The organism is Devosia sp. (assembly GCF_036563435.1).
GTDB lineage: Bacteria > Pseudomonadota > Alphaproteobacteria > Rhizobiales > Devosiaceae > Devosia.
In genome coordinates this window covers 61,716-73,373 of record NZ_DATCMJ010000014.1, presented here as the reverse complement: position 1 = coordinate 73,373, position 11,658 = coordinate 61,716, and the positions used below count along the sequence as shown (strand labels likewise).

Below are 11,658 nucleotides of genomic sequence, written 5' to 3'. Positions count from 1 at the left end.
GAAGTTGCCGCCACAGCGGCCTAGTTTTGCGTAGCCGACCAGAAGGGCGGCAGAAAGGCACAGAAAGATGGAAGCGCTCGGTTTGCGGGACGACATGGCGGCGGACAAGTCGGCCCTCGCCGCACACAATTCACTGCAGTTGATCGCATTTTCGATCGGTGAGCAGACCTATGGGGTTGAGATCACCACGGTGCGCGAAATCCGCGCCTGGAACGGTGCCACTCCGCTGCCCAATACGCGCGAGTTCGTGCGCGGCGTGATCAATCTCCGCGGCACCATCGTGCCGATCTTTGACCTGCGTGCCCGCTTCGGCGACGGCCAGACTTCGCCCACCAAGAACCACGTCGTGGTGGTAATGAGCGTCGGCGACAAATGGGTCGGCATCCTGGTCGACGCCGTCAGCGACATCCTCACGGTGTCGCGCGATGACATCCACAACGTGCCGGAAGGCAATTCCATCGATACCGAACTTCTCAACGGCATCGTCACCCATGACAGCCGCATGGTCGGGCTGATCGACCTCCATGCGGTGGTCAGCGGCGCCAAGATGGACGGCTAGCCGATCGCACCAGTTCTCTGAACAAGGGGCGCCGCAAGGCGCCCTTTTTTTGTCCAGTGGTGCCAAAACGACCAGGGAAATAAAAAAGGCGCCTCGCAGCGCCTTTCGTTGAAGCTCAGCTTAACCTGTCAGAACAGGTCCACGTCGCCGTGGCTCTGATGCTGCGCAATGCCGGACAGGGAAGGGACGCGAAGTTCGTCGAGCGTAAGGCTCGACCAGATCTCATCGTAGACACTGTCGGGCGCCGAATGGGGCAGGAGCGCAAACTGGCGAACCGCCAGTGCCATGTTGTGGCAGCGCTGCTCGATCCGGTCCTGGCCCTGCAGGGCCGTCACGATCATCTGCACTGCTTCGCGCACCGTGGGATCCTTGCTGAGGTTCCGCTCGGCCAACAATTGTAGCGCCTCGGTGATGCCTTCTAGCATCGATGATGTCTGGCGCGCCGTCTCATCGAGTTCTCTCGCGAGTTTCTGCAGTGACATAGACTAAAAAATCCTAACCCTGATCACCGCACTTTAGCGGTTAATTCTAAAGCTCTTCTTGCCTCCGTGTGGCCAAGCGGCGCCCACGTTCTGCGTGGTTAGCAATTGGCTAACGAGTTTTCGTGTATCCTCAGAGAGTTACCGCGCTGAGGTGCAAGACTAACGATGGGCCTGCCGAATTCTTTACCACCCGAGTTCGATCGTGGGGTGGTGACCACCGTGCATCAGGGCGACTGCCATGTATCCGGCGATACCGACCTCACCTATTCCACGGTCCTGGGCTCGTGCATCTCGGCCTGCGTGCGCGATCGCGTGGCCAATGTCGGCGGCATGAATCACTTCCTCCTCGCCGAGCAATCGGGCTCAGCCAAGGACCGCTACGGCGCCTCGGCCCGCTATGGTGCCTTTGCCATGGAACAGCTGATCAACAAGGTGCTGAGCAAGGGCACCGGCAAAAAGGCCAATCTCGAGATCAAGGTCTTTGGCGGCGGCAAGATCAACTCTTCGCTCGATGACGTGGGCCGCAAGAACATCGAGTTCGTGCGCCAGTTCCTGGCCGACGAAGGCTATGTTGCCGCCAGCGAGGACCTTGGCGGCACCTATGCCCGCCGTGTCCTGTTCAAGCCGCATTCAGGGCGGGCATTCGTGAAACGGCTCGACAGCGATGTGGGCGCAAATGTCGCGCAGGAAGAAGCCGCGTTCGCCAAGCGCCGTGTGGTCGTGCCGGCGCCGGTCGACGATATCGAACTGTTCTAGTCATCTTCCAAATGTTTGCTGGGCTCCCAGTCATTTACGCAATCTAAGCAATGCAGAGGCTATGGTGCCCTGCACCTGAACGAAACGATTGGCGCTGAAGCCAATTGCACAGAGCCAGTTGCTGCATCGGGGAATAGTTCATGGAACAGGGAGAAATCTCCCTTAGCGACCGCGAATTCGCGCGGATCAAGAGCCGGGTCTACCAAGTGGCCGGCATCTCGCTAAGCGATGCAAAACGCACCCTCGTCGTCTCCCGGCTCAGCAAGATCGTGCGGGCCCTGGGCCTTCCCAGTTTCGATGCCTATGTCGACTACCTGGAGCGGAACGGCAGCGCCAGCGACGGCCAGGACTTCGTCAACGCGCTGACCACCAATCTCACGCGCTTTTATCGCGAAGATCACCATTTCGAGCATCTGCGCTCCCACGTCGCGGGCCTGATCGCCAGCAAGCCACGCGGCACCCGGTTGCGCATCTGGTCGGCCGGTTGCTCAACGGGGCAGGAGCCCTATACGATCGGCATGGACCTTCTTGCTGCCTTGCCCGAACTCAAGCGCTGGGACTTCAAGATCCTTGCAACCGATATCGACACGGCTGTGCTGGCCAAGGCCGCCGGCGGTGTCTACCCGGAAAATGAGCTGAACGGCCTCAGCGCCGAACGCGCGCGGCTGCTGGAACGCGCCGGCAGCGGCAGCATCCGCATCCCCGCAGCGGTGCGGGAACTGGTGTCGTTCAAGCCGCTCAACCTCATCGAGCCAAACTGGCCGATGAAGGGGCCGTTCGATGCCATCTTCTGCCGCAACGTGGCAATCTACTTCGACAAGCCCACCCAGGGGCAGGTCTTCAGCCGGCTGGGCAAGCTCCTCGCCCCCGAGGCATTCCTCTACATCGGCCATTCGGAAAATCTTGGCTCGGGCGGCGAAGGGTTCCGCCTCGTGGGCAAGACTATCTACCAGATCAAGCAAGTGAACAAACGAGCAGCAGCATGAGCATCAAGGTCCTGATCGTCGACGACTCGGCGTTGATCCGAGAGGTCCTGACGCGCATGCTCTCGCGCGACGGGGATATCGATGTCGTGGGTACCGCCACCGATCCGATCGCCGCGCGCGAGAAGATCAAGGAACTCAATCCCGACGTCGTCACGCTCGACATCGAAATGCCTAACATGAACGGCCTGGCTTTCCTCGAAAAGCTGATGCGCCTGCGGCCGACCCCTGTCGTCATGGTTTCGACGCTGACCAAGAAGGGTGCGAGTGAAACGCTATTGGCGCTTGAACTGGGTGCCGTCGACTTCGTCGCCAAGCCCAGCGCCGATCTCGAGGGCGGGCTCGACGCCTTTGGTGCCAACCTGCGCGACAAGATCCGCGCCGCTGCCCGCTCCGATGTGCGAGGCCGTGCCGTGGGTCGCGCCGAGCCGCCCAAGGTCGCCCTCAAATCCGCCGCTGCACCGGCCGGGTCGCTGATCGCCATTGGGGCCTCGACCGGCGGTGTCGAGGCGATCCGGGCCGTGCTGAGCCAGATGCCGGCCGATTGTCCACCGATCGTCATTGCGCAACACATGCCACCGGGCTTTACCAGCCGGTTTGCCGCTCGGCTCGATGAAGTGTGTGGCCTGACCGTCGTCGAGGCCGAGGACCGCATGCCGCTGCTGCCCGGCCACGCCTATGTCGCCAAGGGCGACTACCATCTGCGGGTCGAGCGCTCTTCGGGTCAGCTCAAGGCGCGCCTGGCGCATGACGAACTGGCCAGTGGCCACCGTCCCAGCGTCGACGTCCTGTTTGAATCTGTGGCCAAAACTGTCGGTGCCATGGCAGTCGGTGCCATCCTGACCGGGATGGGGCGCGACGGTGCGCGCGGGCTCAAGATGATGCGCGACGCCGGTGCCTACACGGTAGGTCAGAGCCAGGCTTCCTCGCTTGTCTACGGCATGCCGCGCGTCGCTTTTGAGGAAGGCGCGGTCATCGAACAGGCGCCCGTCGAAGCCATTGCCGGTCGCCTGGCGCAGGCGCTGACGCGGCTCAAGTCAGCCGCCTGAGCTTCAGACCGGCGCAATGTGCTGCGGCGGATTGATAGAATTGTAACGCTTGTTGCCTAGAGTTTTCCCCAGATGAGGGGCTAAGCCCCGGGCTCAGAAGGTGAAAAGAAGACCATGCCAAAAGCCAGCGCCCTAAGCGTTCTCGTGGTTGACGACCAGCAGTCGATGCGCGGCATCTGCAAGTACATCCTGACCCAACTCGGCTTCAAGGACATCATCGAGGCCAAGAGTGGCCGCGATGCTTTGGGCAAGCTTGAGAAGGCCAATGTCGACCTGATCATTTCCGACTGGAACATGGAAGACATCGACGGGCTGACCCTGCTCAAGGTGATCCGGAAGCATCCGCGTACCCAGGCCATGCCGTTCATCATGGCCACCGGCCGTTCCGACAAGGAGCAGGTCAAGGAGGCCATCTCCTTTGGGGTCAACAACTACATCATCAAGCCCTTCGACGCGTCGACCATGAAGAAGCGCATCGAGGCGGTGATCGGCGCCCTGAGCTAAGGGCGTAAAGATCGCGTATCCAAAGAGCCACCTTCGGGTGGCTCTTTTGTTTTGTGGCCGCCTTGGCAGCCGCTTGGCGTAAGAAGTGATTAATCCCGCAGATGTATCGTTTGCACGCTGGTCAAGGCTGGCGGCTTGGGAGGGCGAGTGCTGGGCCGCGCTGAAAAGCGCGGCGCTTTCACGACATCAGGAGATGTCTTCAGCACTCGATACGGGTTGGAGGACCCCAATGGCATTTCAGATGAAGATTGCGCAGAAGCTGCCGCTGGCGCTTGTTGGCTCGGCCTTGCTGGTCAGCGCAGGTGTCGGTGTTTCGAGCTACCTGATCGGGCTCAACACCGTGCAGGCGCAGCGCAATCAATCCATGCAGGCTTCGCTGAATACGGCTGAAGCCATGGTTAGCGAATATTTCAAGAGTTCCGAGGTCGACCTGCGCCTCTTCGTGCAGCGTTCCGACACCGTCACGGCGATGAAGAACCTGACGCGCTCGCTCGATGAACTGCGCATGGGGCTCAAGGAACGCGCTGCCCTGCAGCTGCAAACCGCCTATGTCACTGAAAACCCCGATCCAGCTGCCCGCTATACCCTAGACAGCGCCAATGGCAAGGGCGCGACCTATGACGCGCCACATAAGCGCTTTCATCCCGGTTTCCGGACACTGATGCTGGAACGCGGCTATTCCGACGTTCTCCTGATCAGCGCCGCCGGCGACGTGGTCTATTCCGTTGCCAAGAATCCCGACTTTGCCACCAATGTCGTGACCGATCCGGCCGCCGCCGCCAGCAGCCTCGGCCAGGCCTTCGCCCGCGCCAAGGAGCTGGCCGATGGCGAGGCAGCCTTTGTCGATTACTCAGTCTACTCGCCCAGTGGCGCTGCACAAAGCTTCATGGCCATGCCGGTCTTCGACAAGGACGAAAATACCGGCGTCATGGTGCTTTCGATCTCGAGCGATGCACTAAGTGCCAAGGTGGCGGGACTTTCGGGCCTGGGCCAGACGGGCGAAGTGGTCGTTGTCGGAGCCGATGGGCTCCTGCGCACGGAATCCCCACAGACGGAAGCGGCCGACGTCTTGGCAACGACGCTGACTTCCGACGTGCTGACCGGTGCCCTTGCCGGGCAGACAGCGGAAGGCCGCAGCACCGATTACCGCGGAGCACCCATGGTGGTGCGTGCGGGTCCGGTAACCGTCGACGGCGTCACGTGGGCCGTGGCGGCGGTCCAGCCCGAGCAGGAGGCCTATGCCGCCGTCGTGGACATGCGCAACATGACGCTCCTCGTGGGTGGCGTGCTCCTCGCGCTGGCCGCGGTCGTTGGCTATTTCTTTGCCCGCTCGGTCAGCCGGCCCATCAGCCGCCTCACCGCGACCATGGAGCAGCTGGCCGACGGCGATCTCGACGTCGAGGTGCAGGGCGCCGATGGCCGGGACGAGCTCGGCGCCATGGCCCGTGCCGTCGAGGTGTTCCGCGAGAACGCGCTCAAGGTCGCCGAGATGACCGAGGCGGAAGCCGCCCAGATCATCCGCAGCCAGGGCGAACGCGCCGCCATGATGCAGGAACTGCAGCGTGCCTTTGGCGCTGTCGTCGATGCGGCCATTGCCGGCGACTTCAGCCGCCGTGTCGATACCGAGTTCGCCGATGATGAACTCAACCGCCTTGCCCGTTCCGTCAACAACCTGGTGGAAACGGTAGATCGCGGCGTCAGCGAAACGGGCGCAGTGCTGGCCTCGCTGGCCGACACCGACCTCAGCATGCGCATGGAGGGCGAGTTCCACGGCGCTTTCGCCAAGCTTCAAGCCGACACCAATGCGGTGGCTGAAAAGCTCAGCGACATCGTCTGGCAGCTCAAGGATACGTCGGGCATGCTCAAGACAGCGACTGGCGAGATCCTCTCTGGCGCTAACGACTTGTCGGAACGCACCACCAAGCAGGCGGCAACCATCGAAGAAACCTCCGCCGCCATGGAGCAGCTGGCATCCACAGTAATGCAGAACGCCAAGCGGGCCCGCGAAGCCAGCGGCGTTGCGTCCACCGTCACCAAGACGGCCGAAGAGGGCGGCCAGGTGATGCAACATGCCACCGAAGCCATGGAGCGGATCACCCAGTCCTCGGGCAAGATTTCCAACATCATCGGTCTTATTGACGACATTGCCTTCCAGACCAACCTCCTGGCGCTCAACGCGTCCGTGGAAGCCGCTCGCGCTGGCGACGCCGGCAAGGGCTTTGCCGTCGTGGCGGTGGAAGTGCGGCGGCTGGCACAATCGGCGGCCAATGCTTCTGCAGACGTCAAGGCGCTGATCGAGCAGTCGGCGGGCGAGGTGAAGGGCGGTTCGCGCCTGGTCATGGATGCCGCGGCCAAGCTCAGCGCCATGGTCACCGCAGCCCGTGCCTCCAACGAGCTCATGAGCGGCATTGCGCGCGACAGTCGCGAGCAGGCCGGCGCCATCGAAGAGGTCAACGCCGCCGTGCGGCAGATGGACGAGATGACCCAACACAACGCGGCCCTGGTGGAAGAGATCAACGCCGCCATCGAGCAGACCGAAGCGCAGGCGACCGAGCTCGACCGGATCGTGGACATCTTCACCATTGGTGAAGGGCAAGCGCAGAAGGCCCCCGCCGAGGGGCCGGCGCGCCTGGCGGCCGCCGGCGGGATCGAGGGCAAGCTCAAGTCAGTCGCCCAGACCTATCTCAGCCATGGCAACGCGGCGGTGGACCGGGAGTGGAACGCCTTCTGATCCGCCCGCGGGCAGCCGTGCTGCACAAAACATGGGCAACGGTCGGTTAACCGCGCTGTTGTAAATTCTCTCGATGTTGGTGGCGCGTGAGGAGTACGCGCTGGGCTATTGGGAGGATCACCATGCGCAAGCTCGCGGCTCTGTTCGGCAATATCAGGATGACAACGGCCATTGCTGGCCTTGTCTTCGTGTCCATCATCGGCTCGATCGGCGCCGTGTCTGGCGCCATCTACCTCAATCTTCATTCTGACTCGATCGCCGACAGCGCGTTGCAGCAGGAAACCAACCTGGCAGTGGCGGCGACCATCCTTGAGCGGCGCATTTCCGGCTCAGTCCTGAACTGGACAGAGGAGGGCACGATGGATGCGTTCCAAAGCTGGGCCGTCCCACCTTTCTACGATACCGAAATCATCGACTCCGTGACCCGCGTGACGCAGCAGGACGCGACGGTCTATGTTCTGGACGCGGCCAGTCAGACCTTTCAAGGCAAGACCACGAGCCTTGCGGCCGAAGACGGCACCCGCCTTGCCGACCTGATGCTCGATGCCTCCAGCCCAGCCTATGCCCCGCTTCTCGAAGGCAATCCCTTTATGGGCCAATTGCCGATCGCCGGCGTGCAATATTTCGGTGCCTTCCAGCCCATTGAGAAGATGAGCGGCGAGATCATGGGCGCCATCTTTGTCGGTACGCCCATGGCTGTCATCGAAGCCGAAGCAACCGAGGTCTTGGGGCTGATCCTGATGGTGGGTGGCGCCGTCGTTGTGGTGCTCGGCCTTATTGGTTTTGCCCTCTCGCGCGCCATCACCCGCCCCATTCCCAAACTGGCCTCGTCGATGGAGGCTATCGCCGAAGGCAATTACGAGACGGTGGTGCCCTATACAGCGCTCGGCAATGAAGTGGGCGGCATGGCGCGGGCGGTGGAAGTGTTCCGCGAGAACGGCTTACGCGTCAGCCAGATGACCGAGGCCGAGGCCGCGCGCATCATTGCCGACCAGGAAAACCGCCAGGCGATGATGCGCGAGTTGCAGGGTGCTTTCGGTGCGGTGGTCGACGCAGCGGTCGCTGGCGACTTTACCCGGCAGGTCGCCGTCGAGTTCCCCGATCCCGAACTCAACGCCCTCGCCGGCAGCGTCAACAATCTCGTTTCGACCTTCAACCGCGGCGTGACAGAAATCGGCGACGTGCTCAGCGCCATGGCCGATACCGACCTGACGCAGCGCATGGAAGGCGACTATGAAGGCGCCTTTGCGCGGTTGAAGCATGACGTCAATGCCGTGGCCGACAAGCTCACGGAAGTGATCGGTCAGCTCCGCCACACGTCAGGCTCGCTCAAGACGGCGACGGGCGAAATCCTCTCGGGTGCCAACGACCTTTCGGAACGGACCACCAAGCAGGCGGCGACCATCGAGGAAACCTCGGCCGCCATGGAGCAACTGGCGTCCACCGTGATGCAGAATGCCCAGCGGGCCAAGGATGCGAGCGCCAACGCCATGGCCGTCACCCGCACGGCCGAAGAGGGCGGGCAGGTGATGGATGCGGCGACCGCCGCGATGGAGCGCATCACCCAGTCCTCGGGCAAGATCTCCAATATTATCGGCATGATCGACGACATCGCCTTCCAGACCAACCTCCTTGCCCTCAATGCATCGGTCGAAGCCGCCCGTGCGGGCGACGCCGGCAAGGGTTTTGCGGTGGTTGCCGTGGAAGTGCGACGCCTGGCTCAATCGGCCGCGCAGGCCTCGAGCGAGGTCAAGGTGCTGATCGAGCAGTCTGCCAACGAGGTAACGGCCGGCTCAAGGCTGGTGGACGATGCCGCCGGCAAGCTCCGCGTGATGCTGGATGCCGTCCGTGGCAACAACAGCCTGCTCGAATCCATCGCCAATGACAGCCGCGAACAGGCTTCGGCTATCGATGAAGTGTCCACCGCCGTGCGCACCATGGACGAGATGACCCAGCACAATGCAGCGCTGGTGGAAGAGACCAATGCGGCGATCGAGCAGACAGAGGCACAAGCTACCGAGCTCGACCGCATTGTCGACGTGTTCCGCCTCTCCGATCATGCCTCGCCGCAGCGGCACGTTGCGGCCAGTGCCGAAACGGCAGGCGCACGCGGTCTGCAACGGCGCCTGGCTGCGGCGTCGCCACGGCTCGCCACCCATGGCAATGCTGCCGTGGCCGAGGACTGGAACGAGTTCTGATCACTGGAGACGAGTCTTTTCAGCAAAAGATGCGTGGCCGGTGAATCAAAATCCTCATCTATGAAGCAAAACCAAAGAGCGCTACGGCGCTCTTTTTATTTTTGCTGTCAGCGCCTTACCATTTTACGCCGCATTAACCAGCATCAGCCAATGCTTTTTTCCGGACGCAAGTAGAAACACGTGGCCACGCCTTGGGAAGCGCGGCCGAACGGAGCTGCCATGCGCCCAATCAATCCGTGCTTACCAGTCGTGGTACCCGGCCTCGCATTGCTTGGCCGCCGGCTCCCGCCTGCCTGCCCGTCCACTCGGAACGTCACCTGGAGCCTATCGTGACTAAGTTCTTCACCGGCAGTATTGGCCGGCGCCTTTATGCCCTGATCTTCATCTTCGCCGTCGGCTTTGCCAGCGTGCTGGCCTACCAGCTCTATACGCTGCGGGAGAACCTCGACCAGTTCAAGCGCACTGAGTTGCAGAGCGTGGTGCAGGCAGCCACCAGTATTGCGCAGAATTACTATGATCGCTCCCAGGCCGGCGAGTTCACCGAAGAACAGGCCAAGTCGCTGACGCTCGAATCCTTGCGCGGCTTGCGCTACCAGGGCGGGGAATACATTTTCATCGACACCTTCGACATGGTCATGCTGATGCATCCGACCAAGCCGGAAAAGCAGGGCAATGACCGCTCCATTGAAGAAGACGGCCGCGGCAAGCTTTACATCAAGGAGATGGTGACCAACGCCAAGGCCAATGGCTCGACCTTTGTCAGCTACCTCTTCAAGTCGCCCGATGGCGGTTATTTCGACAAGATCAGCTATGCTCAGGCTTTCGAGCCCTGGGGCTGGACCATTGCATCGGGCGTTCTGCTGACCCAGGTCGATGCTATCTTCGGCAAGGCCGCCATGATCAGCGGCGCTATCGCTTTCGGCGTCACCTTGCTGCTGCTGCTGATCGGCGTGTTTATCGCCCGCTCCATCAGCAAGCCCATCAGCAAGCTCAACAGTGACATGGTGCGCATTGCCCAGAACGACTTCGACGTGGTGCCGCAGGGTACCGACCGGCACGATGAAATCGGCGACATGGCGCGTTCCGTGGAAGTGTTCCGCGAAAACGGGCTCAAGGTCAGCCAGATGACCGAGGCGGAAGCCGCTCGCATCATCGCCGACCAGCGAAACCGCCAGCAGATGATGAGTGAGTTGCAGGATGCCTTCGGGCAGGTGGTGGATGCCGCCATTGCCGGCGACTTCACCCGCCGTGTGGAAACCGAGTTCCCCGATCCCGAGCTCAACAATCTCGCCGGCAGCGTCAATAGCCTCGTGTCGACCGTGGACCGCGGCCTCGACGAAACCGGCCGCGTATTGACCGCCCTGGCCAATACCGACCTCACCAAGCGCATGGAAGGCGAGTATCAGGGGGCCTTCGCTCGCCTCAAGGCCGACACCAACGCAGTTGGCGACAAGCTGACAGAAGTCGTCAACCAGCTGCGCGGCACCTCGCGTTCGCTGCGTACCGCCACGGGGGAAATCCTCGCTGGCGCCAACGACCTCAGCGAACGCACTACCAAGCAGGCTGCCACAATCGAGGAAACCTCGGCTGCCATGGAGCAGCTCGCCTCCACCGTGCTGCAAAATGCCCAGCGTGCCAAGGATGCCAGCGTCAATGCCGCCGAAGTCACCCGCACCGCCGAAGAAGGCGGCCAGGTAATGGAAAAGGCCAACGAGGCCATGGTCGCCATCGAGGCCAGCTCGGGCAAGATCTCCAACATCATCGGCCTCATCGACGACATCGCGTTCCAGACCAACCTCCTGGCGCTCAACGCCTCCGTGGAAGCAGCGCGTGCTGGCGACGCGGGTAAGGGCTTTGCCGTGGTGGCCGTGGAAGTGCGGCGCCTGGCCCAGTCGGCCGCTTCGGCTTCCGCCGACGTCAAGGTGCTGATCGAGCAGTCGGCCACTGAAGTCGGCCAGGGCTCGCGGCTGGTGTCCGATGCCGCGGCACGCCTTGCCGCCATGCTCGAGGCTGCCCGTTCCAACAACCAGCTGATGGACGGCATTGCCCGCGAGAGCCATGAGCAGGCTTCGGCCATCGAGGAGGTCAATGTCGCCGTCCGAACCATGGACGAGATGACCCAGCACAATGCGGCGCTGGTCGAGGAGATCAACGCCTCGATCGAACAGACCGAAGCGCAGGCAACCGCGCTGGACGAGATCGTCACCGTGTTCCACACCGACGATCACAAGCCCGCCGTGCATGTGGTGCCGCAAGCCGCACCGCGCCAAGCCGCACCGCGTCCAGCCACCGTCAAGCGCGCCGCGCAGGCCTATCTCAGCCAGGGCAACGCTGCCATCTCCACCGACTGGAGCGAGTTCTAAGAACGCATGCGGCCCGCTCCGGCGGGCCGCATC

The 11,658-nt window shown here is 62.4% G+C and carries 9 protein-coding genes; 8 read left to right on the top strand and 1 reads right to left on the bottom strand.

Going from position 1 to position 11,658, the window contains the following annotated elements; genetic code table 11:
• The first annotated feature begins 67 nt into the window (after positions 1-67).
• Positions 68-559 (top strand): chemotaxis protein CheW, encoded by a 492-nt coding sequence (locus VIL88_RS08550; RefSeq protein WP_331987782.1) that lies wholly within the window; start codon positions 68-70, stop codon positions 557-559.
• Between the two features lie 128 nt (positions 560-687).
• On the opposite strand, the gene VIL88_RS08545 is transcribed toward VIL88_RS08550, so the two are convergent.
• Positions 688-1,041 (bottom strand): hypothetical protein, encoded by a 354-nt coding sequence (locus tag VIL88_RS08545; RefSeq protein WP_331987781.1) that lies wholly within the window; start codon positions 1,039-1,041, stop codon positions 688-690.
• A gap of 165 nt (positions 1,042-1,206) precedes the next feature.
• On the opposite strand from VIL88_RS08545, the gene VIL88_RS08540 reads away from it, so the two are divergent.
• The 7 genes from VIL88_RS08540 to VIL88_RS08510 all read left to right on the top strand — a co-directional run bounded on the left by VIL88_RS08540 (position 1,207) and on the right by VIL88_RS08510 (position 11,625).
• On the top strand, positions 1,207-1,797 hold the full coding sequence (locus VIL88_RS08540; protein ID WP_331987779.1) for a hypothetical protein: 591 nt from the start codon (positions 1,207-1,209) through the stop codon (positions 1,795-1,797).
• Positions 1,798-1,937: 140 nt separating this feature from the next.
• Positions 1,938-2,783: a protein-glutamate O-methyltransferase CheR gene (locus VIL88_RS08535; RefSeq protein ID WP_331987777.1), complete on the top strand. Its 846-nt coding sequence runs from the start codon at positions 1,938-1,940 to the stop codon at positions 2,781-2,783.
• Positions 2,780-3,829: a chemotaxis response regulator protein-glutamate methylesterase gene (locus VIL88_RS08530; RefSeq protein ID WP_331987775.1), complete on the top strand. Its 1,050-nt coding sequence runs from the start codon at positions 2,780-2,782 to the stop codon at positions 3,827-3,829. The genes VIL88_RS08535 and VIL88_RS08530 overlap by 4 nt, the downstream gene beginning before the upstream one ends.
• Before the next feature lie 114 nt (positions 3,830-3,943).
• Positions 3,944-4,333: a response regulator gene (locus VIL88_RS08525; RefSeq protein WP_300277500.1), complete on the top strand. Its 390-nt coding sequence runs from the start codon at positions 3,944-3,946 to the stop codon at positions 4,331-4,333.
• A 229-nt stretch (positions 4,334-4,562) separates the two neighbouring features.
• Positions 4,563-7,064, top strand: a complete 2,502-nt coding sequence (locus tag VIL88_RS08520) for a methyl-accepting chemotaxis protein (RefSeq protein WP_331987771.1) — start codon at positions 4,563-4,565, stop codon at positions 7,062-7,064.
• Positions 7,065-7,186: 122 nt separating this feature from the next.
• On the top strand, positions 7,187-9,262 hold the full coding sequence (locus VIL88_RS08515; RefSeq protein WP_331987769.1) for a methyl-accepting chemotaxis protein: 2,076 nt from the start codon (positions 7,187-7,189) through the stop codon (positions 9,260-9,262).
• 329 nt (positions 9,263-9,591) lie between these two features.
• Positions 9,592-11,625 carry a methyl-accepting chemotaxis protein gene (locus VIL88_RS08510; RefSeq protein WP_331987768.1) on the top strand — a complete coding sequence of 678 codons (2,034 nt, stop codon included), beginning with the start codon at positions 9,592-9,594 and terminating at the stop codon, positions 11,623-11,625.
• Positions 11,626-11,658: the final 33 nt, after the last annotated feature.

Excerpts from the sequence above, each read along its gene's own strand:
- VIL88_RS08550 (WP_331987782.1), top strand. The coding sequence starts at position 68 with ATGGAAGCGCTCGGTTTGCGGGACGACATGGCGGCGGACAAGTCGGCC.
- VIL88_RS08545 (WP_331987781.1), bottom strand. The coding sequence starts at position 1,041 with ATGTCACTGCAGAAACTCGCGAGAGAACTCGATGAGACGGCGCGCCAG.
- VIL88_RS08540 (WP_331987779.1), top strand. The coding sequence starts at position 1,207 with ATGGGCCTGCCGAATTCTTTACCACCCGAGTTCGATCGTGGGGTGGTG.
- VIL88_RS08535 (WP_331987777.1), top strand. The coding sequence starts at position 1,938 with ATGGAACAGGGAGAAATCTCCCTTAGCGACCGCGAATTCGCGCGGATC.
- VIL88_RS08530 (WP_331987775.1), top strand. The coding sequence starts at position 2,780 with ATGAGCATCAAGGTCCTGATCGTCGACGACTCGGCGTTGATCCGAGAG.
- VIL88_RS08525 (WP_300277500.1), top strand. The coding sequence starts at position 3,944 with ATGCCAAAAGCCAGCGCCCTAAGCGTTCTCGTGGTTGACGACCAGCAG.
- VIL88_RS08520 (WP_331987771.1), top strand. The coding sequence starts at position 4,563 with ATGGCATTTCAGATGAAGATTGCGCAGAAGCTGCCGCTGGCGCTTGTT.
- VIL88_RS08515 (WP_331987769.1), top strand. The coding sequence starts at position 7,187 with ATGCGCAAGCTCGCGGCTCTGTTCGGCAATATCAGGATGACAACGGCC.